Here is a 23,664-nt window from a genome sequence, read left to right as displayed (position 1 = left end):
AGATTATTTTCCAAGGTAGTATTCTTTTACAACGTTCAATTTTTCGTCGAATTCGAATACCAATGGTGGGAAGTTAGGGATTTCTACACCCATGATTTCATCATCTGACAAGTGTTTGATGTGTTTTACAAGGGCACGGATTGAGTTACCGTGAGCTCCTACGAATACGTTTTTACCATCTTTAAGTGCTGGAGCGATTTTATCTTCCCAGAATGGAAGGGCACGTTCCAAAGTCACTTTCAAATTTTCAGCATCTGGAATGACTGAGTCGTCAAGTGAAGCGTAACGACGGTCAGTGTGTGCTGAGTATTCGTCATCATGAGGCATTGCAGGAGGCAATACATCGTATGAACGACGCCAGATGTGAACTTGCTCATCACCAAATTGTTCAGCAGCTTCAGCTTTGTTTTTACCAGTCAAACCACCGTAGTGACGTTCGTTCAAGCGCCATGATTTTTCAACTGGAACCCAAAGTTGATCTGAATATTCAAGAGCCAAATTAGTTGTTTTAATAGCACGAGTCAAAACTGATGTGAAAGCAATATCAAACTCAATTCCTGCTTCTTTAATCAATTTACCAGCGTCGATTGCTTGTTGTGTTCCTTTTTCAGAAAGGTCTACGTCAGCCCAACCAGTGAAGAGGTTTGCTTTGTTCCATTCAGACTCACCGTGGCGAGCAAAAACTAATTTTACCATTAGAAGTTCTCCTTTTATTTTCCGAGGTAACCCTCGTTTATCTATTCTATTTTACACAATTTTTCACAAAAAAGCTAGTTAAAATCAACTAAAAAGAGAAGAGCTTATCAGTCTTCTCTTTATCACACTATCATAATTGTTCTCGATAGACGATGAAATAGTCCCCAAAAAATAATTGGAAAACTACTACTCTTCAATTACAAATTTTTTCAATGTTCCAAAGTAAAGTGAACCACCAATAATGGTTAGAATTCCACCTACCCATCCTAAAAATGGAATCAAGCCGACCGCACCACCTACAATGAGCAAGACAGAAGGTGCATTCGTAACACGTTCATCATCTTTATAATACACAATAGCCACAATTCCCAATACTAAAACAGCAATTTTAACCAATAACAAAATAATTGAGAGCCCTGTCAATGTCCCAACTGTTACATCTGCGTCTTCAGTTGCCGCAGCAGCTCCAACAGCCATGATAAACATGATAACTGGCGCTAAAAGCAATATAATTCCTGAAATAAGACCAAAAATAGCGTTGACACGAGCAAGTGTATTTGTTTTCATAATAATCTCCTTAAAATTTTTATAGGTATTATTCTATCATAATTTATCTAAAAATTAAACAATCTTATAAAATTTTATAATAAATATTGATTTTCAAAAAATAATTTTAAGTTCTATAGTCTCTTTATAATTAGTAGAAATATAAAATTATGAGAAAACTGAATAGTTGATTATGTTAATTATCTACACGGACAGGCCAGGAAGAACTTCATTTGAAGAAATGGACTAGTAAATTTTCCCATGAGAAAACGCATAATATCAAAGCACTTGAACTCTTGATATTATGCGTTTTTTATGATTTTAACGACCTTTATCAGTCTCTTTCTGATTATTTCGCTTCAAATCCTTCTGCGACAGCATCCGCAAAGTTTTCTTCTACGATACTTGCACAGTGGTCACAGATAACTGCGTGGTAGCTACGTTCAGCAGTAGTTGGATCGATACGACGGCAGCGGTCACATACTTCACCTGCAGCGCGTTCAACTGTGAAGGCTACATCCTCAAAGCTAACTGCGCCTTCTGGAGCTGGTCCTTCTGCAATAGTCAATTCTGACACGATCAAAAGTTGAGCTACATTGCTATCCAATGCTCCAAGAAGAGTTTTCACCACTTCATTTGGATAAACTGTCAAGTGGGCTTCAAGTGATTTACCGATTACTTTTGCATTACGAGCTCCTTCCAAGGCTTTTTGAGCCTGTCCACGGAAGTCCATGAAGGCTGCCCATGTATCCAAGATTTCTTCTTGGTTGGCAAAAGTTTCAGCTTCTGGTAATTCTGACAATTGAACGAATTCCTCTGCTTCAAACTCAAGATATGACCAGATTTCTTCCGCAGTGTGAGGAAGGATTGGTGTCAAGAGTTTGGTGATTTTCACAAGAATGTCATAGAAGACTGTTTGCATTTGACGGCGTTCGAGTGATTTGGCACCTTCAATGTAGACAACATCTTTGGCAAAATCAAGGTAGAAGGCTGACAAGTCAACGTTGATAAAGTTCACCAAGGCCTTGTAGATGGTTAAGAATTCAAAGTCAGCATAAGCATCACGAATGGTCTTCACAAGCTGGTTAAAGCGAATGGTCATGTACTTGTCAACAGAACGAAGCTCATCGTAAGCCACTGCGTCTTGAGCTGGGTTAAAGTCAGATGTATTGGCAATCAAGAAGCGAAGTGTGTTACGGATCTTACGGTAAGTTTCAGAGACTTGGCTCAAGATATCCATAGAGATACGCACGTCGTTGCTTGAGTCAACACTTGTTACCCAGAGGCGCAAGATTTCCGCACCAAATTGTTTTTCAACATCACTTGGAGCAATGGTATTCCCAAGAGATTTAGACATCTTTTCACCTTTACCGTCAAGGGCAAATCCTTGTGATAAGATTTGTTTGTATGGCGCTACGCCATGGTTGGCAACAGATGTGATGAGTGAAGAGTTGAACCAACCACGATACTGGTCAGAACCCTCAAGATAAAGGTCTGCTGGGTATTTGAGTTCTGGACGGTTGACCACTACTCCATTCCATGATGAACCTGAATCAAACCAAACGTCCATGATATCTGTTTCTTTCTTGAACTCGCCATTTGGTGAACCTGGATGGGTGAATCCTTCTGGCAAGAGATCCTTAGCATCACACTCCCACCAGATGATAGAACCGTGTTCCTCAAAGAGTTGAGCCACGTGCTCGATCGTTTCAGCTGTCATGATTGCTGTACCATCTTCAGCATAGAAGATTGGAAGTGGAACACCCCAAGCACGTTGACGAGAGATAACCCAGTCGCCACGGTCACGGATCATGTTGTAAAGACGTACTTTACCCCATTCTGAGTGGAATTTCACTTTTTCAATTTCGTCCAAGATTTCTTGGCGGAATTTTGAAACTGAGGCAAACCATTGTGGAACAGCACGCCAGATGATTGGTTTCTTAGTACGCCAGTCAAATGGATATGAGTGAGAAATTTCTTCTTGAGCAAGGAGCAAATCACCCAGTTTTTCGATAACAGTTGGTACAACCTTGTCATAGAATTGACCTTCAAAGTCAGAGCCAGCATTGGCCATCATAATACCGCGTTCGTTAACTGTTACAGCAACTTCAAGGCTGTTAGCAACACCGACATTGTAGTCGTCCTCACCAAAACCAGGGGCTGTATGGACAATACCAGTACCAGAGTCAGTCGTAACGTGGTCACCGAGGATCACCAACTCATCTACAGCTGTATCCCATGGGTGAGCTGTCACAATTTTATTCAATTCTTGACCACGGTAGGTCGCCAAGACCTGAACATCAGCCCAGCCAAATTTCTCAGAAAGACTATCCAGTAATTCTGAAGCAACCACAAACTTACGAGATTCGCCAGCTGGTTGTACCAATACATAATCAATATCTGCTCCAACTGTCAAACCACGAGATGCTGTGATAGTAAATGGTGTAGTTGTCCATACGACGATATAAGTATCCGTATCTAGCACACCTTTTCCGTCTTTAACGCGGTTAGCATAGTAAAGGGAAGTTGAAAGCAAATCATGGTATTCAATTTCCGCTTCGGCAAGCGCTGACTCAGAAGACCAAGACCAGTAAACTGGCTTGGCACCACGGTAGATATAGCCTTTCTTAGCCATTTCACCAAAGACACGGATTTGAGCCGCTTCATAGTCTGGAGTCAAGGTCACATAAGGATTTTCCCAGTCACCAGAAACACCCAAACGTTTAAAGTCTTCTCGTTGTTTATCTACTTGAGAAAGAGCATACTCACGGCAAAGTTTCAAGTACTCAACCAAGTCCATTTCTTTACGTTTCACACCTTGTTTTGCCAAGACTTGCTCGATTGGCAAACCATGTGTATCCCAACCTGGGATATAAGGAGCATAAAATCCTGACATAGACTTAGAACGAACAATAATATCTTTAGAAATCTTGTTCATAGCATGTCCAACGTGGATATTTCCGTTCGCGTATGGAGGGCCATCATGCAAGGTGAAATGCGGTTTTCCTTGGTTCAATTCTTGACGACGTTGGTAAAGTTTTGCATCTTCCCATTCTTTTTGCCAGAGTGGCTCTTTGGTAGGAAGTCCTGCTCGCATTGGGAAAGCTGTTTTCCCAAGGTTAAGGGTATCTTTGAGTTTCATGGTATCTCCTTTATAAATATTAACAAATTAAAAACCACGACTTCCAAAAAGGACGAAAATCGTGGTACCACCTTTGTTCGAAAAAAGACAGTGTCTCTTTTCCTCTTTTCCCGTAACGTGGGGAACGTCCAGTCTTACTGTTTTCAGACTGGATTCGTTGAGAGGATAATCTAACGACTAGGGATTGCAGGGCTCACACCATCTCCCGCTCGCTGAAAATTTAGTTGGTTAGATTTTGTTCTCACATTTACTTTTATAGGATAAGAACAGATTCTTTGTTTGCATCTTCCTCAGTTGCTGCAGTAGTTTCTACGTCAACTGACTCTTCATGTTGTTCACTTTCATCTGTATGTTGATTTTGTTGAGCTTCAAACTCAGCCAATTCTTTATTTCCAGCCTCGATGCGAGCTTGCAACTCAGCAACCTCTTCTGGTGTGAATTGACGAGTCATATCAATTGGCTCTTCCTCTGGTTGAGAAGGAATAGTCTCACCAAGAACTTCACCCACCACTTCTTTAAAGGCTTCATCGCTTGTTTGAAGATACGTCGCTGTTGGGCGAAGAATGTCTTCCCAATCTGATGACTCAACAATAGCCAATTGACTTTCAATCGTAGACTTGAGGCGTTGATGGAATACACGACTCTTGTTCTTCAACTCTTCTGTCTCAACAGCCACTTTCTTAGCATTATCTGTTGCCTGACGGAGAATTTCATTTGCCTTGTATTTTGCTTCTTCTAGCAAACGCTGAGCGTCTTGTTCAGCTTGTTGAATAATATTGTTCGAACGTTCTTGAGCAGCCTGTTTGACACGCTCCGCAGTATCTTGAGCAATCAAAACTGACTGACTCAAGGAATCTTTCATCTCATCAAAGTAAGACAAACGTTCTTCCAAACTCTTGATGTGTGTCTCTTTGTCGTGATTACTACGAACCAAATCTTCATAGTCACGAACAACGATATCAAGAAATTCATCTACTTCTTCTGGGTCAAAACCTCTAAATCTTGTACCAAAGGTTTTATCTTTAATTTCTAACGATGTAATTGGCATACTTTTCCTCACTTACTTAATAATAATTGAATGCTTAATTTTATCTTGTCTTTTTTTGTCTGTCCATTGTCTTTGACAACTTTTAGACGACCAAACTTTCTCACACTGATCAAATCCCCAACGGCAACCTGGTAATCAGATTTTTCAACCAGATGATAGTTTACCTGGACAGATTTTTTCTCAATTAGTTGACTGGTTTGATTTCTAGATAATTTCAAGGCACTTGATAAGAGGGCATCCAATCGAAAACTCGAAACTAAAATTTCTCGTTCTCTAAAGTCAATTTTAGATATAATCCTATCGGTAAAAGGACGTTCCTCCAGCGATACAGGAAGTCTGCCAATCTTTCTTATTCCATCCTGAAAAAGAGGAATAAAATCACGATTGACAAAAATCTGTGCTCTCTTTTCATCTACCAAGATATCACCAAATAATTTACGGTCAATTCCTAGCTGGTTGATGATTGTTCCCAATATTTTTCCATGGCTCAGCTGTTCAAACTTGCTCGGATAGCAAATTTCTAACAAGGTCATTTCAAAGTCTGATATCTCCGGTTCAAAGTAATCTGGATAGAGAAGAACTCGAACCGACTCCGTCGGAAGAAAATCACCACTACTTTGGCAACCCAGTCCATATGTCCCAGCTAGCACCCTCAAGATCTGTTCCTGATGGGGATTGATAAAAGGAGTAAGCACTGGTGCATATGTATCTTCTACCCGCTTGATCCACTCTAAACCCTTATCAATAAAGGGAATATCATCCTGGGAAAAATGCTGATAAATAGCTCGATTTACTGTCATAGTAATAGTACTAGTCGTGTTAAGATATTTCCAAGAAACTGGATCAGAATCAACGCGGCCCAAACCGTAAAATCAAGACCAGCAAACTGTAAATTGAGCTTACGAAGTGGCTCGATAACTGGACGAGCAAGTCTGATGACTAAGCGACCTAGTTGACTTTCATAGGCATTTGGAAACCATGAAAGAAGAGCAAATGCAACGAGAATGATGGAGTAAATGCTAACTGCATTTTGAATTAAACGGATTAAGAAAATCATTATCTTGCTCTATTTCGTTTAATATCAAAGCCGAACTCGGCACCTTGTGATTCGTCTGGAAGTTTGATATCCTCAATATTCACGATAACGTTGACAGGCGTCAATAGATACATCGTACTCGCAACTTTTTTCATATTTCCAGCCAAGACGTGACGGGCTCCGTCCAAGTAATCAAGGCAGCGGCGCGCTTGTACTTCTGTCATGTATTGAAAATCAATCAAGATGCTTTCATTTCCAGTTAACAAATCAACAATCTCAGTTGCATCCTCATACTTTCTTGGATAACGAACATCAATCGTCACTTTCTCATCTGAGTGATGGTTTTGCTTTGCCAACTCTTGTTGACGAGCATGGAGGCGAGTAATATTCGCATCTTTTACTGATCCCGGCTGAGCAGATGCTGGTAATTCTTTAGAAGATGAGATGGCTGGGCTAACTGTTTCCTCTTGTTGAGTCTGGTAGTTAGTCGTTTCTTCTCCATCTTCTGTAAAATAATCTATAAATTTATCGAATCTATCTTTTAAAGACATAGCTCTCTCCTATTTAAAAAATGCTGTACCGATTCGAACAAAGGTTGAGCCGAACTGAATCGCTTCTTTAAAATCACGACTCATTCCCATACTTAGCTCTGTCATCGGCATATTAGGGATTTGTTTTTCTCTAATTTCTGCTTGCAGAGCCTGCGTATCCTTGAAAATTTCTTTCAATTCATCACTGCCTGCCTCAAAAGGAGCCATGGTCATTAAACCAACATACTCAATCTGATCTAACTTAGCCAATTCTGGCAAAAGTTCTAGCAATTCTTCTTTTGAAAACCCATGCTTGCTTTCTTCCCCAGAAATATTAACCTGCAAGAAACACTTGATAACATGATCTGTTCTCTTTTGAATTTCCTGTGCTAACTTTAGGGAGTCTAAAGCATGAAAGTAATCCACATATGGGATTACTTCTTTTACTTTCCGTCTCTGTAGTGTTCCTATTAAATGCCAAGTGACTGGGTAATCTTTCAAGGCCTGATATTTTTCTAAAAATTCATCAACTCGATTTTCACCGATATGATGGATGCCAAGTGGAAGCAAGGCTTCCGCTGTTTGTACATCTACATATTTTGTCACTGCGATTACTGAAACAGCATCTAGATTACGGTTGGCTTTTTGACTAGCATCAGCAATTTGCTGAAAAACTAATTCAGTGTTTTTTTTCAAATTCATTGATTAACGATTTTTGAAGAATGGAGGTGTATCCAATTCATCCTCATCTTGTGAAACTGGTGTTTCAAAGCGTTCAACTGGTGAAACAACGGGATCTGTTTGGCGAACAATTGACTCACGGCGCAAGTCCCAATCTCCAAAAGCAGATGCTTGGTTGGTTTCAAAGCGACGTGGACTTGATTTAGGCAGTTCTGCTGTCTCTTCCAAGTCGAATTGACGGTCAAATGTGTGTGCTTGTGGAGTTTTAGTTGATGGTCGACCAACTGGTTGGTTGGTAGCAGACCCGACTACTTTTTCTAGTCGTTCTTGACGAACACCTGTCGCTACAACAGTCACACGGATTTCATCCTTCATGCTTTCGTCGATAGATGTTCCAAGCCAGATGTTTACACCTTTGCCAGCTGCTTGATTGACAATTTCTGAAGCTTCTTCTGCTTCAATCAAAGTTAAATCAAGACCACCAGTAACATTGACAATCACATCTTCGGCGCCATCGATAGTTGTTTCAAGAAGTGGAGAGTAAATTGCTTTACGAGCTGCTTCAACAACGCGCTCTTCACCACTACCAATACCGATACCCATAAGGGCATTCCCTTTGTTTGCCATTACAGTCTTCACGTCAGCAAAGTCAAGGTTAATCAATCCTGGGTTCGTGATCAAGTCAGTAATCCCTTGAACACCTTGGCGAAGAACGTTATCTGCTTCACTAAGAGCTTCAAGAAGCGGTGTTTTCTTGTCAACAATTTCAAGCAAGTTGTTGTTAGAGATAATCAACAAAGTATCAACGTGCTCGCGAAGTTCATTGATTCCTTCTACAGCGTACTGACCACGTTTGCTTCCTTCAAATCCGAAAGGACGTGTCACGACACCAACTGTAAGAGCACCAAGATCTTTAGCGATACGTGCAATAACAGGGGCAGCACCTGTACCAGATCCACCACCCATACCAGCAGTGATGAAGACCATGTCTGCACCGCTGATTGCTTCCGTCAAAGCTTCTTCGCTTTCTTCTGCAGCTTTACGTCCAACTTCTGGACGACCTCCAGCACCCAAACCACGAGTCAATTTGGGACCAAGTTGGATAACGGTTTCTGCTTTCGTACTGCTAAGTGCTTGTACATCAGTGTTAGCTGCGATAAATTCTACACCAGCAACACCTTCGTCAACCATGCGGTTAATGGCGTTACCACCACCACCACCGACACCAATTACCTTAATAACTGCGCCTTGAGCTGCTGCTGTATCAAATGAAAATGTCATAATTTCTTATCCTCTTTTATTCATCAAACATGCTTCCGATTAAACCACGGAAACGTTCTGTTAGCTTCGGTTTACTTTGAGAACTTGCTTGGAATTCTTCCTTGGGAGCAACTGGAGTTTCCTGTACAGTTTCAACTGGAGTTGTCTGTGTTGGGCTTGGTTGCGCCACAGGATTCAAACGTTGATTTGGAATGCCAAAGTTGATTGGTTTTTGACGAAGGAATTCATCTCCTTTAACTGCTTTTTGAGCAAGAAGATTGACTTCAGTCAATTTACCAGCAAACTCAGATAAACTAATCACGTGAGCAAATGCAGGGTTGCGAATTCCAACCTGATTTGGAACATAGAGTTTTACTCGAACACCAAATACTTCTTGGGCTAATTCAACAACGCCCGGCAAAATTGCATTTCCACCGATAAGGACGATACCCCCTGGCAGATCTAACAAGTGTCTTCTTTCCAACTCTTGTTTGATTTGGTCAAAGATATGTTTGATGCGTGCTGAGATAATTTCTGCCAAGTAGCTTTCTGTCACTTCAACAGGCTCTACTTCGCCAATTACTTCAACTTGGAAAGTTTCGTTACTTGCTAGCGGAACATAAGCTTCACCATAGTTCAGTTTCAAACTTTCTGCAATCTTTTGAGATGTTTTCAAGACTTTAGAGATGTCTTTTGTAACGTAATCTCCACCTTCTTGGTAGATGTTGGTGAATTGCAATTCTTGGTTTCGGATAGTCGCTACAGTAGTCTGACCTCCACCCATGTCAATGACAGTCGCACCAAATTCACGTTCGCCTTCATTGAGAACCGAGTTCACAATCGCCAAAGGTGAAATAATCACATTATCAACCTGGATACCTACACGTTCGACCGTCTTGCGAAGATTGTGTAGAATCGTACGAGGACCTGTGTAAAGCAGACCACGCATTTCCAAACGGACACCCATCATACCACGAGGGTCACGGATTCCTTGGAAACCATCCACGATGAACTCTTCAGGAATGAAGGTAATCACTTCACGATCAGGAGTCATGCTCTTTGTCAAAGCTGATTTAACAACATCTTCAACATCCTGATCTGTGATTTCTTTTGTATCTGATGTTACAGGAATCATTCCTTGTGTTGGTTCGACCTGCAGAAGATTTGCTGGAAGACCAACGTTGACAGACTTGATAGAAATGCCTGCTTTCTCTTCTGCCTGTGTGATTGCGGATTTGATTGCCGAAGCAGCCGCTTCAATATCAACAATAATTCCGTCTTTTACACCTTTACTTTTGGCATTACTAACACCAATTACATTTACTTCGCCATCTCTATGCTCAGCAACTAACACCTTAATGGAGCTAGTTCCGATATCTAAGCCTGTAAAAAAACCATCTCTAGTCATTACATCGCATCCTCTCTATCTTCCAAGTTTCTCACTTCTATTTAATAACTATGTTTGGGCATAGCTATTCAAAGAATATTATAACACAAAAAAACTAATCATGCTTAGTTTTTCGTAAATTTCCTGCATGTTTTTTGAGAAAATATTAGAAAATTTTTCTTCTGGAAAAAGTTTTTGATGTTCTTGTCAACAATTCGATAATATTTATAACCCATCAAAAAAAGAAGGTCTTTTTAGACCTTCTCTTGAATAAATTCTTCCGATTTTTGCTGTAAAAAAATCTCTAGCAATTTTGCTGTTACGCAAATTGCTATCACGATAACGCTCGAAACAATAAGGTAATTCAAAAGTTGTCCGTGATTTCCAACAAGTGGCGGTCTCGTTAAGAAACCATAATCCCCACTGACAACTAAATTAACAACCCATATCAAAGCGTTCAAGGTGAAGGTAATCACCGCTACATTTTTGAAGTTGAGCACGGAAGCTTCATAATTCTTAAACAAGTATAGGAGCGCATTCCCCAAAAGTGCCACGTGCCCGATGATAAAGGACAGGATGGTCACATGCGGAAACGGATAAGGGTCAAAGAGTGGGTATGCCAGAGCAACGGTTGCTCCAAAAGTTCCTAGAAGGGCAAAGTATTGCTTGTACTTGGAAGTTCCTGGTATCAATAGCATAACAAACATGGCGATACGGCAATGATAGAAGGGCAAACTTTCTGATAAGGGCATTTGATTCCCCCAATACCAGCTATACAGAACAATCAGTTGAAGAGACTGAAGGATCTGAATAAAACGCTGGTAAGCCACTTTATCACGAAAACGATAAGAAGCATAGAAAGTAAGAGCCAGTAAACATAACAAACCAATGTACCAGTGGAGTTCAAACTGGGGCGGTTCTGATATCTGTGTGGTAAATAATTGTTCCCACAAATTCATATTCTATTCCTCGTTCATCTAGCTAGAGGCAGTAAAAAATTCACTTTCCCCAGCTTTTAAATTTTTTGAAAAACTTGATTCCATGCCATGCATAGAATACTTGCGTCTTAAATTCGCAACCTATTATATCATTTGTATTGCAGAAATGCACCTTGCAGATACCCTTTTTTGATTTGTCGACTTCTCTAGCATAAACTAATCAACATATTGGTATCTTTGTCCTTTATAAACCTGCCAAAGAATCTCCATTTGCTCCTTGGTGATGCGTTTTTCAGATAAGACTGGCAATTGGTCAATGGCAAAAAATTGAAGCTCAGCAATTTCTTGATTCTCTTGAAATTGTCCATCAAGAAGCTTACATTCAAAGACAAACTTTGCATATTGTTTGCTCTGTAGTTGGAAACGATTGGTATCAAAAACTGCAAGTAACCTTTCAGCTTTTGCTGTAAAGCCGGTTTCTTCTTCAATTTCTTTAAGAATATTTTCGGTTGGAGAATAGCCGACTTCACCAAAACCACCTGGCAAAGCCCAACTATCCTCCCCTTTTCCTCTAACTAAACAGACTTTTTCATCCTCAACAATCCAAGCACGGACGTCCATCAGAGGAGTTGCATAAGCGGAAGTCGGTTTCATGACTTCTGCCACTTCTTCTTCATCGAGGTCTGATACCTGATTCAACATTTCAGATAACAGACTTCGCAAGTCTTCGTAGCGCTCACGGTCAAACGGATCTTTTGTAAAGGTTAATCCAGTATCCGTAATGGCTAGCATTCTTTGCAGATACTTGGCAAAATCACTTGCATTCATTTTCTAAACTTTCTACCAACTTGGCTAGATTCATGGAGTTAGAGCCTTTGAGCAAAATTTGGTCATTGGCACCGAGGCTTTCCTTAACCTGCTTGACTAGATCTTCAAATTGGTCCTCGTCGGCTGTTTTCTTGAAATAAAAAACATGGCCGATTGGGAACATTTGACTAGCCAGTTGTGCCAATTCGGCAATGTCTTCTCCGTAGAAAATAATGGTATCCAACACATCTGGCGAGAGGCTCAAAATCATCTGGTTATGGAGTTGAACAGACTGGCTACCTAATTCCTTCATATCCGCCAAAACTGCTATTTTCTTGCCTCCTTCGTTGGCTGGGATGGCAGAGAATGTCTCCAAAATCAACTTCATAGCAGTGGGATTGGCATTGTATACGTCAGACAGAATATCTGCTCCATTGGCTGCTTTCTTCCACTCGGTGCGGTTACGCGTCAATTCTAGGTTCTGGAAAGCCTGACGAATCTGTTCCTCTGAAACTCCTTCTTGTAGACCCACATAAGCAGCAATCATAGCATTGGTGGCATTGTACTTACCAGTCACTGGCAAATCGAGGGCTTGTCCTAAAAAATTCGCCTTAAATGTCAGACTATCCTTGCGCTCAATCAAGTCTGTGACTTCTAACTCAGCTCCTGACCCAAAACGGACCACCTTTTTATCTGTAGGCAAGTAGTCCTCTATAATCGGGTCAGCTGGTGCCAAAAGCAAAGAAACTGGTGCCATACCGTCTGCAATTTGCATTTTCCCTTTAGCGATCTCCGAACGATCTTTGAAAAAGGCCAAATGAGCCTCTCCAACCAGGGTCACGATGGCTGTCTTAGGATGAGCCAATTCAGACAAGAGATGGATATCCCCCAAGTGATCCTGCCCCATCTCCAAGACCAACTTTTCTGTTCCTTCAGGCATGTGGAGAACTGTGTAGGGAAGGCCAATCTCGTTATTGTAATTGCCCTGAGTTTTGTAGGTCTTGTAGGTTGTTGACAGTAAATGCGCCAACATATCCTTGGTCGTCGTTTTTCCATTTGAACCCGTAACCGCAAAGACATCAACAGCCGTTTTTTCAAGATAGTAGGCTGCGAGGGCTTGAAAGGCAGACAACACATCGTCTACTAGAATGTAGGGATGATTTGCAACCTCTTTCTCAGACAGGGTTACTGTTGCACCATTTTCAAAAGCTGTTTCGATAAAATCGTGGCCATCACGCGCTCCCTTGAGGGGCACAAACAAATCTCCCGTCCCAATCAAACGACTGTCAAACTCAGCTTTTTCTAACCAGGTATCCTCAAAAAGACTAACATCATTTTTAGCTCCAACAGCTTGGGCGACTTCATGGATTGTTAATTTCATTTCTACTCCTTTAAAAAGGGGTGAAGTCCGAGAACTCTCATCACCTACAGTGAAGGTTCGGGCTTCTACCCTCTCTTTCATTTTTATAGCAAATGTGCTTCGCGCTTGTCAAAACTTTCCTTGGCAAGGTCAACTAAACGCTCGATTAGTTCTGGATAGCTGATTCCCATATTGTCCCACAGTAGTGGATACATAGACCATTGGGTGAAACCTGGCATGGTATTGAGCTCGTTTAGGAAAATCTCGCCCTTATCTGTATAGAAGAAATCGCAACGAGATAGACCGAGACCACCAATCGCACGGAAGGCAGTTTCTGCATTTTGACGCATGACAGCTACCACATCATCACTGATTTTAGCCGGTATGTCCATGGTAATCTTGTTGTCAATATACTTGGCATCATAGTCATAAAAAGCAACATCCTTGACCACTTCACCTGGCAAAGTGCTCTTGACATCGTAGTTCCCCAAGAGACCAACCTCGATTTCACGGGCATTCACTCCTTGCTCAACCAAGACACGACTGTCATATTGGAAGGCGAGTTCCAAGGCTTGACGGAGTTCCTCTTGGTTTTCAGACTTAGAAATACCGACACTGGAACCCATGTTTGACGGTTTCGTGAAGACTGGATAAGTCAATTTTTCTTCAACTTCAGCGATTTTAGCAGTCACATCATCACCTTCGACGATGGCCACATAAGGAACTTGAGCAATTCCGACAGATTCTAGAACTCGCTTGGTGGTGATTTTATCCATGGCAAGACTAGATGACAAGATATTACAGCCGACATAAGGCATTTTCAAAACTTCTAAAAATCCTTGAACAGAACCGTCTTCTCCCATCGGACCATGAAGGACCGGAAAGACTACTGCACCTTCTTCGTAGATGGCACTTGGCGCTATTTTCTTGTCCCAGTCAATAGTCGCATTGGTCATGAGACGATCCTCTTGACCTGGAGTCTGGCTAAATTCTTGCGTTTTGATAAAGTCACCTGACTGGCTGATAAAGAAAGTCTTGACTGTGAAACGGTCGTAGTTGACCGCACGCATGACACTTTCAGCTGACAATACAGACACTTCACGTTCTGCACTGCGTCCGCCGTATAAAAGAATAATCGTTTGTTTCATATTACTTGTCCTAATTCTAATAGAATATTCGTTCTTTAGTATATCATATTTACTTTTTTTTTAAAACTTGAAGCTAATACTGATCTTCAAAAAACATAAAAAGAGACCGATAAAAACAAAGTCGGCCTCCTTGATTTTTTGTATAGATGAATGGAGTTAGTAAATTGGTCTACACTTACAACTCTGTCCGATTTTCAATGGCTCGTAAGAGTGTGACCTCATCCGCATACTCGATATCTGCTCCCACGGCTAGACCTCGTGCTAGACGAGTAACCTTGATACCAGCTGGCTTAAGCAAACGAGAGAGATACATAGATGTCGCTTCGCCATCTGCTGTCGCATTGGTTGCCACGATCACCTCTGAAACCTCACTATCCATGAGACGAGTCATAAGGCTCTTGAGATTGATATCGTCTGGGCTGATACCATTCATCGGAGAAATGAGTCCATGCAAGACATGATAGAGTCCGTGGTATTCTTGGATATTTTCCATAGCAGCCACATCGCGACTATCCTCTAACACCAAGATGGTTGTCTGGTCACGAGTCGGATCTGTACAGATCGAGCAAGGATCATCATCTGTCAAGCGACCACAGATGGAACAATAGGTCAACTCTCTCTTAGCAGAAAGGAGATTTTTTGCAAATTCATTGACATCGTCATCAGACATTCCAATGGTATAGAAGGCGAGACGAGTAGCCGTTTTGATCCCGATACCTGGAAGCTTCGAATAGCTATCAATTAACTTGGCAATAGGTGTTGGATACAGCATAAGTTCCTTTCTAATTCATTGGATGTTGTTGGTTATAAAGATTGATGATATCACGCGCAATTGAAGGTCCGACACCATTTGTTAGATTGGTGTTATGAGGAAAGACGACTGCGACCGCGATTTGAGGATTATCGGACGGAGCATAAGCAACTGCGTTGGTATTATTGGCCTTTTGACCGCCATTAACATAACTTTCGGCCGTCCCCGTTTTCCCGCTTATGGAAACGGCTGCGCCATTTGAAAAGGCACGACCAGTTGTCAGAGCGCTCGTTCCATGCGAAACTTGATAGAAACCTTGGTGCAAGAGGGCCATATCCGCTTCTGAGATATTGATCTTGTTCAGTTCCTTGGTGGCTGTTTCTTGAACTAGATTACCTAAGCCACCTTGTTCATTGTTTCCATAAACTCCCTCAACGATGTGAGGAGCCAATCGTACGCCATTGTTTGCAATGGTTGCGACATACTGGGCTAACTGCATAGGTGTGTAGTTATCAAACTGGCCAAAGGCGTTATTAATATAGTTGGCCAAATCAAACTCTTTTGGTGTAAATCCTGTAGATTCATCTGGGAGGTCAATCTCCGTTGAAGCTCCGAGTCCATATTCCCCAAAAGTTGATCGCAATTTGCCCATTGCAGTCTCTAACTGATCAGTTGCGACTATCATATTTGGCTGGTAGGACTGTCCCATGATCCCTAGCGCAGTCTGAACCATGTAGGTATTAGAAGAGTACTCCAAAGCTTCAACTGCTGTGATAGGGAAGGAGCCATAGGATAAGGTATACCATGAATTGATCGGAGCCGAACCTTGGAAAACAATCGGCTGATCTGTCAAGGTTTGATTGCCTGACAAGACCCCATTTTCCCAACCAGAGCTAAGGGTTGCCGCCTTAACGACAGATCCTGGAACAAAGACATTGGTTATCGTTCCAAGCGAATCTGAACTTAATTCACCGGATTCGACATCATGCTTGACACCCGACATCGCTAGAACTGCACCGGTTTTAGGATTGAGGGCTACAGCGTAGACTCCTTCAGAGTATTTGGCTCCACCGTTACCCAACTCTGAGTTGAAGTAGCTCTTGAGTAGATCATCTACACCATTCTGAAAAGTTAGGTCAATCGTTAGTTTGATGTTGTTTCCTTTGCTTCCTTCTTCGACATTTTCTACACTTTCCATATTCCCGTGTTTGTCGAGGTGGATTTCCTTGACGGAGCGTTTGCCTTGAAGAACATCTTCATATTGCTTTTCAAGATAGGAAGTTCCCACTCGGTCATTGAGAGAATACCCTTTTTTCAAATAAGCGTCCACTTCCTCCGCTGGAAGACCTGATTTTTCACTTGATACACTACCTACAATTGAAGACAAAGAAGTGTCTAGGACTTTCCGATCCCATGAAGTTGAAATACTAATCCCTGGTAATTCCTTGGATGCTGATGCAACGAGAGCAACTTGGGTATCATTCAAGGCATCCGTAGAAATGGTGCCCGTCGCAAAATTTTCAACGGCATTGAGCTGACTAAAGAGATAGATTTCCTTTTTCTGGTCATCTGTATAATTGAGTTGACTCACGTCAATACTTTCAACTGCATTATTGTAGAGAGTCGCTTCAGATAAGCGGTTCCCATCTGAATCTAGGCGTTTATCGCTTGGCAAGGATTCGACTGTTTTTTTGTAAATATCCTGGTCCGCCAAGTAGTAGTCCGCAATCTGGCGATCCGTCAGATCAGGGGAAGTGACATTCACATATGTCAGCAGTTTTTTAGCCGTCTCCTTTAACTCTGCTGCCGTCATCTTATTGTTTCGTGTGAAAGAAACAACTTGCTTGAGTGTGTTTTCTACCAAGGGTTTGCCTGTTGCATCGTAGATTTGACCACGAGCTGAACTGGTTGTAACCCTTGTCTGGCTGGCTGATGCCAACTTTGCTTCATAGAAGTCTTTATTCAGTACCTGCATGTATAACAATCGACCAATTATGGCCATAAACAGCAGGATAACAATCGCAAACAGTAAATTAAGCCGAATCGGAATCGAATGGCTATTAAATTTTCTCATACAACTAAGACTCTTTTCTAGAAAAATTGCAGATCTCTCGGATAAATCTCAGCTAAAAAATACTAGGATTTGACCGAAGACCAGTACTTTTCATTGTACCATATTTTACGGAGAAACTCTTGGAAAAGTCGAAGCATTTTTTGACTTTCAACTGAAAACGCCTTTTTATTTTGTTATCCTACCTTCTATGATATAATGATAGTAATAGTTAGGAAAGCGTTAACTTTTAAGACTTTGACTCATAAAAAGGAGCCTCATGAATAAGCCAGATATCGCAACCATAATCGATCTCCATTTTGAAGAATTAACCGAGCTCGAGCAAGAAATCGCTCGCTATTTTTTGCAGTCTGATACGATCCAAGACGATCTTTCTTCTCAGCAAGTTACCCAGAAATTACATATCTCCCAAGCAGCTCTGACTCGCTTTGCCAAAAAGTGTGGTTTTACAGGCTACCGAGAATTCATCTTTCAATACCAGCATCAGGCTAGTAAACAGGACATCCATTCACACAAACACAGTCCTTTGACTAAACGTGTTTTGAGAAGCTACAGTATCATGCGAGAACAAACGCAGGATTTGATTGACGAAGAACAACTGGAACGCGTCGCCCAATTAATCGATGACGCTGAACGGGTTTACTTTTTTGGAACGGGAAGTTCTGGTCTGATTGCCCGTGAGATGAAACTGCGCTTTATGCGTCTAGGTGTTGTCTGTGAAGCTTTGACCGATCGGGATGGCTTTGCTTGGACGACCAGTATCATGGATGAAAACTGTTTGGTGCTAGGTTTTTCGCTGTCTGGCACCACCCAATCCGTTCTAGATAGTTTGCTGGATGCCAAGGACATGGGCGCCAAGACCATTCTCTTTACCAGTTCTCCTAGCAAAGACTGTCAGGCCTACACTGAAACAGTCCTAGTCGCAAGTCATAGCCAATCTTCTTACATCCAACGTATTTCCGCTCAACTCCCTATGCTCTTTTTAACAGATTTGATTTATGCCTACTTTTTAGAAATCAATCGTGAGAGCAAGGAAAAAATCTTTAATAGCTATTGGGAAAATAAAAAACTCAATGGCTATCGTAGACAAAAACGCGTTAGAAAATCCTAGTTTGGTTGAACCAAACTAGGATTGTTTTGTCTTGAAATGATAGTAGGCTCCCAACATTCCTGCTGTATTTTGGTGATGGGCAAATTCTAATCGTGTTTTTTCAGCTAGGCTTGGTACCAAGGCCGCCTTCAAGGCTGTGCGAATTTTCGGTTTGAGGATAGCTTCTTGCCCCATGATACCGCCACCGAGAATGACCACTTCTGGATTGGCAACGTAGCAAATATTTGCCAGACCTTTTCCTAAATAGTCTACCATGCGGTCAATGCCAGCCATACAGATCTTGTTCCCTTCAGTAGCTTCCTTGAAAATGCGTCGGCCATTCCACTGGTCAACTGGATCTCCATGAGCTGTTGCTACATACTCTACCAAGGCTGTCGTAGAAGCAAGATCCTGAAAAGCTCCATCCTGCATGTGCATGTAACCGACTTCGCAGGCCGAATTGCTAAATCCATGGAAGACTTTCCCATCCATAATCAAGCAACCACCGATACCTGTTCCAATGGTCAAGCAAAGTATGACACTCGCTCCCTTACCTGAACCAGATACTGCCTCAGCAAGACCTGCACAGTTGACATCATTTTCAATTTCACAAGGAATCGAAAAGCTAGTCTCGATTTCCTTCTTGAACTGGGTTCCTGCATAGTTAGGGATTTGCGGGCCAGCATAGAAGATTTCACCCTTGTCAGGATCCACCATTCCCGCTGAAGAAATAGCAACACCTGCTACTGGGCCTTTTTCTAAATAGCTGGCTACGATATCTTTGGTCTTTTGTAAGATATGGGGTCCACCCTTATGCGCCTCTGTTGGCATTTCGTGCGATTCAACAAGTTGGCCTTCTTGGTCAATCAAACCATATTTGATGTTGGTTCCACCAATATCAATTGCAACGTAGTGTGTCATAAATACCTCCTTATGGATTAGAGGAAGCGCTCCTTGGTTTCACGAATCAATTGCGCTGCTGCTTCTACAACTGGTCGATCTTCTTCAGTCACTGGTGTCAATGGTGAACGAACTGAACCAATGTTCAAACCTTCATTGATCTTCAAAACTTCTTTGATGACACCGTACATATTTCCATGTGCAGCAGTCAATTTACCAATGATTGCATTGATAGCGTATTGCAATTCACGAGCTGTTTCCAAGTCTTTCTCAGCAATCAACTCATTAAGTTTCAAGAAGAGTTCTGGCATAGCACCATAAGTACCACCGATACCAGCTTTTGCACCCATGAGTCGTCCACCTAGGAACTGTTCATCTGGACCATTGAATACGATGTGGTCTTCTCCCCCAAGGCTGACAAAGGTTTGGATATCTTGAACTGGCATAGAAGAGTTCTTAACACCGATAACACGTGGATTCTTCAACATTTCAGTGTAGAGACTTGGAGTCAAAGCAACACCTGCTAACTGAGGAATATTATAAATTACGTAGTCTGTGTTTGGAGCTGCAGCACTAATGTCATTCCAGTATTTAGCAACTGAGTACTCAGGCAAGCGGAAGTAAATCGGTGGAATCGTTGCAATGGCATCTACACCCAAACTTTCTGCGTGGCGAGCAAGTTCCATACTATCCTTTGTATTGTTGCAAGCTACGTGAGCGATGATGGTCAATTTGCCCTTAGCAACTGCCATGACTTCTTCCAAGATCAACTTGCGGTCCTCTACACTTTGATAGATACATTCACCAGAAGAACCGTTGACATAGAGGCCTTGAACTCCCTTATCAATGAAGTATTGAACCAAGGCACGCGTACGCTCTGGACTGACTTCTCCTTGATCATCATAACATGCGTAGAAGGCTGGAATGACACCTTCGTATTTTTTCAAATCTGACATAGATTTTCTCCTAAGATTTCTTTTTTTTCTGCTGAGAGCAGTTCTATTTTTTACAAGTTTAGTATACACCTTGTGAAAATCGCTTTCAATATCTTGTATACACTTAGATTTTAGTTTCTACTTGTATTTTAGAAACTGTAACGATTGAAAGTAGTTTCAGAAACACCTCATCCTACTGGTATTTAGCGAAGATTTTCTCCATCAATCCTGCTTGGAGAAAGACTAGCAAACCAAATCCAAAGAGGATAAAGGCCGATCCACCCAAAAGGAGAGTGAAGGCGGATAGATAAAGAACCATCACAATAAGAAAGAGAATGGCTAACATGAGGAAGAACCATGGAAAGTTAAAACTTGCCAAGATAAGCCCTTTTTGCAGCACTTCTTTCCAAGACAAATCATAGCGGGCAGCGATGGGATAACTAGCCAGCATCACGAGAGTGAGGAAGATGAGAATCCCCAAACAAATAGCTTTCACAATCTGGAAAGGCAAAGCAGTCTGTCCCCAGAAGAGATAGAGGTCTAGAAGGTTTAATGACACAATGCCTAACTCCAGCAAACCTAACTTGAAACCCAGTTTCAGATTTTGCTTGAAGGCTCTTAGATAAGTTCTAAAGACTGGTACCCGTCTGCTTCTCTTAATCTCAAACATGGTCTCGTAAAGGCTGATTTTCGCCACTCCAATCGTCACGATGGGCAAACAAGAGACGACAAAAAGAAGATTGACTGTGACGATATCCAAGACCTTCTCACTGAAACGCATGAGAAAATTATCTGTATCAAATGCTGCCTTGATAAGGCTTACTCCTTTTTGTGCCATGTTTGCTCCTCCTGATTCTTTTAATCAATCAAAATTTTAAAGAGATATTTGCGAACCTTTTCTTCCATCCCTGCGTAGCCATTTGGCTGGTGTGGTTCTCCTGGAAAGAAAATCGCAAAATTGTGATAGCCCAACAAGAGTGGGTATTTTTCATGACAATGGACAAAACCAATGTCACTCGCTTCGTCGAATGCTACTGCCTCGTCTTTGATACGTGAACCGTAGCTCGAATATTCATGTCCTTCTACCAGTAAATGCAAATCTGCATAGTTCTTATGGTGTTCAAATTGATCATTTTCAGCTTGATTGAGGACATTTTCCTGAACAACTAGAAAGACCTTGTCCCCGTCAATCTCATACTTACCTAGCTCAAATGAATCTTTACGATGTTGGTAGAGATAGTCGATAGCCTTATCCAGATTGGGATGAATCCCTTTGTAAAAGGTGATGTTTTTCAAATCGTCAAAAATCATACTGTTTCCTTCGTTTCTGATAGTTAACTAAAATCATAAATTAAGTTGATAAGTGTCTGACAAAATCTTTAAGGTAAGCAAATACCCAACATTTTGTAGACACTTATAAACCTATATTTCTCTTAGCCTATAACATATTCTTCTGAATTTTGATAGACAGTTTTTCCTATACTCAATGAAAATCGAAGAACAAACTAGAAAGCTAACCGCAGATAATACTTGAGTATGGCAAGACGATGCTGACGTAGTTTAAACTCGATTTTCGCAAGGTCTTAACCTTTAACCGCTCCCATAGTAATCCCTTGAGTGAAGGATTTTTGGAAGACAAGGAAGACGGTTACGATTGGCACGGCTGCTAGAGCTGCACCTGCCATGATCAAACCATAGTTGGTTGCCATTTCGGCCTGCATGGTCGCAACCCCGAGTGAGATGGTCAAGTTTTGACGTGAAGTCAACATAACCAACTGCATAAAGTAGTCGTTCCAAGTATTGATGAAGGTAAAGATCGCAAGAGCTGCAAAGCCTGGTTTCACGATAGGAAAGGCTACGCTCCAGAAGGTACGAATCTCACCACATCCGTCGATTTTAGCTGATTCAAGCAATTCTGTAGGGATATTTTCACTAAATTGTTTCATAAGGAAGACCCCAAATGGCCATCCAATCAAAGGCAAGATAACTGCCCAAAGAGTATCGTGAATTCCCATGAAGTTGACGATACGTACCAATGGTACAAGGACAACTTGTTTTGGAAGAGCCATGGCAGCGATAAAGACTGCAAAAAGAATGCGCTGACCATAGAAACGTTTTTTAGCCAATACATAACCTGCTAGAGAAGAGGTTGCACAAACCAAGAACATAGTTACTAATGAAATAAATACAGAGTTCCACATCCACTGCATAGCAGGGTTTTGCACCATGAGTTGTTGGAAGTTCTCCATGGTTGGCATTTTAGGGAACCACTGTGGCGGAATCATAATGGTATCAGGCTGTGATTTGAAGGCCCCTGTCAAGATCCAGTAGAATGGAAAGATGAACAGTACGGTCAACAAGAGCAAGATAATCGTTGAAATAACAGTGAAAGCTGTTAAAGGTTTCTTTTGTGTAGGTTGCATAACTGTCTCCTTTCTTTAGTATTCTACGTCATTTCCGAGGATCTTGAATTGAGCAAAGCTGACAATGGCAATCATCACTGCCAAGAAGACACCGATGGTATTTGCATAGCCGTACTCTGTCAATTGGAAAGCTTTTTCGTAAAGGTAGTACATCAGTGTACTTGTTGAATAGTTTGGACCACCAGATGTCAACAACTGAATCAAAGCGAAACATTGGAAAGAGTTGATGGTTGTGATGATCGCGATGTAAAGAGTTGTTGGAAGGAGGCTAGGCCATTTGATCTTCCAGAAAACTTGGAACTCAGTCGCACCGTCAACACGCGCCGCTTCAACAAGTGAGTTGTCAATATTCCCCATAGCAGCGATATAAAGGATAATCGGTTGACCAACAGATGTTGTCAAAAGGATAATCATAATCGCTAGCAAAGCCCAGTTTTTGTCACCCAGCCAAGAAATGTTTTGGCTGATGATATGGCTTGACTTAAGGACAAAGTTTAGAATCCCTGATAGGGGGTCATAGATCCATTTCCATACAACCGTTACGGCCACACTACCTGTAACTACAGGAAGGAAGAAGACGAAACGATAGAAAGATCGGGCAATCGCATTTTGATGATAGGTTTGAGATGCTACAAAGAGCGAGAAGAGTACAACAATCGGAACAGATCCAATAACCAGGATAACAGTATTGATCAAAGACTTGGTAAAGACAGGGTCTTTAAACATGCGAATGTAGTTATCCAAGCCAACAAACTCAAAGCTGGTCATGGAGTAGTTAAAGAAGCTTGTAATGAATCCCATAATCATAGGAGCCAAGACAAAGATGACAAAGAAGAATAACACTGGTGCTAGGAAAGCGTAGGAAATCACTGTTTCCCGCATGCGAATTTTATTGACTTTCACAGTCGGCACCTC

General features: G+C 41.6%; 23 protein-coding genes. 1 reads left to right on the top strand and 22 read right to left on the bottom strand.

From position 1 onward, the window contains the following. Positions 1-3: 3 nt before the first annotated feature. The 16 genes from HMPREF9189_RS04020 to pbp2b form a co-directional block, all read right to left on the bottom strand. Entirely contained in the window at positions 4-696 is a 693-nt protein-coding gene (locus HMPREF9189_RS04020; protein WP_000240123.1) for a phosphoglycerate mutase, read from the bottom strand. 186 nt (positions 697-882) lie between these two features. Then, a complete protein-coding gene (locus tag HMPREF9189_RS04015; RefSeq protein ID WP_000856373.1) occupies positions 883-1,263 on the bottom strand; it encodes a hypothetical protein in 381 nt (126 codons plus the stop codon). 328 nt (positions 1,264-1,591) lie between these two features. Continuing rightward, entirely contained in the window at positions 1,592-4,384 is a 2,793-nt protein-coding gene (gene ileS / locus HMPREF9189_RS04010; protein WP_000768032.1) for an isoleucine--tRNA ligase, read from the bottom strand. Positions 4,385-4,637: 253 nt separating this feature from the next. Then, positions 4,638-5,432, bottom strand: a complete 795-nt coding sequence (locus tag HMPREF9189_RS04005) for a DivIVA domain-containing protein (RefSeq protein ID WP_001123186.1) — start codon at positions 5,430-5,432, stop codon at positions 4,638-4,640. 8 nt (positions 5,433-5,440) lie between these two features. After that, positions 5,441-6,232 (bottom strand): RNA-binding protein, encoded by a 792-nt coding sequence (locus tag HMPREF9189_RS04000; RefSeq protein WP_000217811.1) that lies wholly within the window; start codon positions 6,230-6,232, stop codon positions 5,441-5,443. Further along, the gene (locus HMPREF9189_RS03995; protein WP_000576499.1) at positions 6,229-6,489 is read right to left on the bottom strand and encodes a YggT family protein; all 261 of its coding nucleotides are present in this window, start codon (positions 6,487-6,489) and stop codon (positions 6,229-6,231) included. Before HMPREF9189_RS03995 ends, HMPREF9189_RS04000 begins: the two co-directional genes overlap by 4 nt. Further along, a complete protein-coding gene (locus HMPREF9189_RS03990; protein ID WP_000053368.1) occupies positions 6,489-7,019 on the bottom strand; it encodes a cell division protein SepF in 531 nt (176 codons plus the stop codon). The genes HMPREF9189_RS03995 and HMPREF9189_RS03990 overlap by 1 nt, the downstream gene beginning before the upstream one ends. A 9-nt stretch (positions 7,020-7,028) precedes the next feature. Next, complete coding sequence (locus HMPREF9189_RS03985; RefSeq protein WP_001049620.1) at positions 7,029-7,700, bottom strand: YggS family pyridoxal phosphate-dependent enzyme; 672 nt, start codon at positions 7,698-7,700, stop codon at positions 7,029-7,031. Positions 7,701-7,703: 3 nt separating this feature from the next. Beyond that, positions 7,704-8,960, bottom strand: coding sequence for a cell division protein FtsZ (ftsZ, locus tag HMPREF9189_RS03980; RefSeq protein WP_000144258.1), 1,257 nt, complete (start codon positions 8,958-8,960; stop codon positions 7,704-7,706). A 16-nt stretch (positions 8,961-8,976) separates the two neighbouring features. Beyond that, the gene (ftsA, locus tag HMPREF9189_RS03975; RefSeq protein ID WP_000196341.1) at positions 8,977-10,347 is read right to left on the bottom strand and encodes a cell division protein FtsA; all 1,371 of its coding nucleotides are present in this window, start codon (positions 10,345-10,347) and stop codon (positions 8,977-8,979) included. Between the two features lie 233 nt (positions 10,348-10,580). Continuing rightward, entirely contained in the window at positions 10,581-11,285 is a 705-nt protein-coding gene (locus tag HMPREF9189_RS03970) for a TIGR02206 family membrane protein (protein ID WP_001055273.1), read from the bottom strand. Positions 11,286-11,480: 195 nt separating this feature from the next. Continuing rightward, positions 11,481-12,092 (bottom strand): NUDIX hydrolase, encoded by a 612-nt coding sequence (locus tag HMPREF9189_RS03965; protein WP_000994198.1) that lies wholly within the window; start codon positions 12,090-12,092, stop codon positions 11,481-11,483. After that, on the bottom strand, positions 12,079-13,452 hold the full coding sequence (murF, locus tag HMPREF9189_RS03960; RefSeq protein WP_000778738.1) for a UDP-N-acetylmuramoyl-tripeptide--D-alanyl-D-alanine ligase: 1,374 nt from the start codon (positions 13,450-13,452) through the stop codon (positions 12,079-12,081). The genes HMPREF9189_RS03965 and murF overlap by 14 nt, the downstream gene beginning before the upstream one ends. Positions 13,453-13,535: 83 nt before the next feature. Next, on the bottom strand, positions 13,536-14,579 hold the full coding sequence (locus HMPREF9189_RS03955) for a D-alanine--D-alanine ligase (protein WP_000814661.1): 1,044 nt from the start codon (positions 14,577-14,579) through the stop codon (positions 13,536-13,538). Positions 14,580-14,754: 175 nt separating this feature from the next. Then, complete coding sequence (gene recR / locus HMPREF9189_RS03950) at positions 14,755-15,351, bottom strand: recombination mediator RecR (protein ID WP_000966754.1); 597 nt, start codon at positions 15,349-15,351, stop codon at positions 14,755-14,757. A gap of 10 nt (positions 15,352-15,361) precedes the next feature. Beyond that, positions 15,362-17,404, bottom strand: coding sequence for a penicillin-binding protein PBP2B (gene pbp2b, locus HMPREF9189_RS03945; RefSeq protein ID WP_001224833.1), 2,043 nt, complete (start codon positions 17,402-17,404; stop codon positions 15,362-15,364). A gap of 256 nt (positions 17,405-17,660) precedes the next feature. On the opposite strand from pbp2b, the gene HMPREF9189_RS03940 reads away from it, so the two are divergent. Then, positions 17,661-18,512, top strand: a complete 852-nt coding sequence (locus HMPREF9189_RS03940; protein ID WP_001039486.1) for a MurR/RpiR family transcriptional regulator — start codon at positions 17,661-17,663, stop codon at positions 18,510-18,512. A 15-nt stretch (positions 18,513-18,527) separates the two neighbouring features. On the opposite strand, the gene HMPREF9189_RS03935 is transcribed toward HMPREF9189_RS03940, so the two are convergent. The 6 genes from HMPREF9189_RS03935 to HMPREF9189_RS03910 form a co-directional block, all read right to left on the bottom strand. After that, positions 18,528-19,412: an ROK family protein gene (locus HMPREF9189_RS03935; protein ID WP_000150254.1), complete on the bottom strand. Its 885-nt coding sequence runs from the start codon at positions 19,410-19,412 to the stop codon at positions 18,528-18,530. Positions 19,413-19,429: 17 nt separating this feature from the next. Further along, positions 19,430-20,347 carry a dihydrodipicolinate synthase family protein gene (locus HMPREF9189_RS03930; protein WP_001281481.1) on the bottom strand — a complete coding sequence of 306 codons (918 nt, stop codon included), beginning with the start codon at positions 20,345-20,347 and terminating at the stop codon, positions 19,430-19,432. 172 nt (positions 20,348-20,519) lie between these two features. Then, positions 20,520-21,164 carry a YesL family protein gene (locus HMPREF9189_RS03925; RefSeq protein WP_000057500.1) on the bottom strand — a complete coding sequence of 215 codons (645 nt, stop codon included), beginning with the start codon at positions 21,162-21,164 and terminating at the stop codon, positions 20,520-20,522. A gap of 20 nt (positions 21,165-21,184) precedes the next feature. Then, complete coding sequence (locus HMPREF9189_RS03920; RefSeq protein ID WP_000575449.1) at positions 21,185-21,637, bottom strand: YhcH/YjgK/YiaL family protein; 453 nt, start codon at positions 21,635-21,637, stop codon at positions 21,185-21,187. Positions 21,638-21,909: 272 nt separating this feature from the next. Then, on the bottom strand, positions 21,910-22,749 hold the full coding sequence (locus tag HMPREF9189_RS03915) for a carbohydrate ABC transporter permease (RefSeq protein ID WP_001183243.1): 840 nt from the start codon (positions 22,747-22,749) through the stop codon (positions 21,910-21,912). 15 nt (positions 22,750-22,764) lie between these two features. Continuing rightward, positions 22,765-23,631 (bottom strand): carbohydrate ABC transporter permease, encoded by an 867-nt coding sequence (locus HMPREF9189_RS03910; protein ID WP_001209417.1) that lies wholly within the window; start codon positions 23,629-23,631, stop codon positions 22,765-22,767. Positions 23,632-23,664 lie beyond the last annotated feature (33 nt).

The organism is Streptococcus sp. oral taxon 071 str. 73H25AP, from assembly GCF_000146755.1.
Lineage (GTDB): Bacteria > Bacillota > Bacilli > Lactobacillales > Streptococcaceae > Streptococcus > Streptococcus oralis_T.
This window is presented reverse-complemented; position numbering and strand designations above follow the sequence as displayed.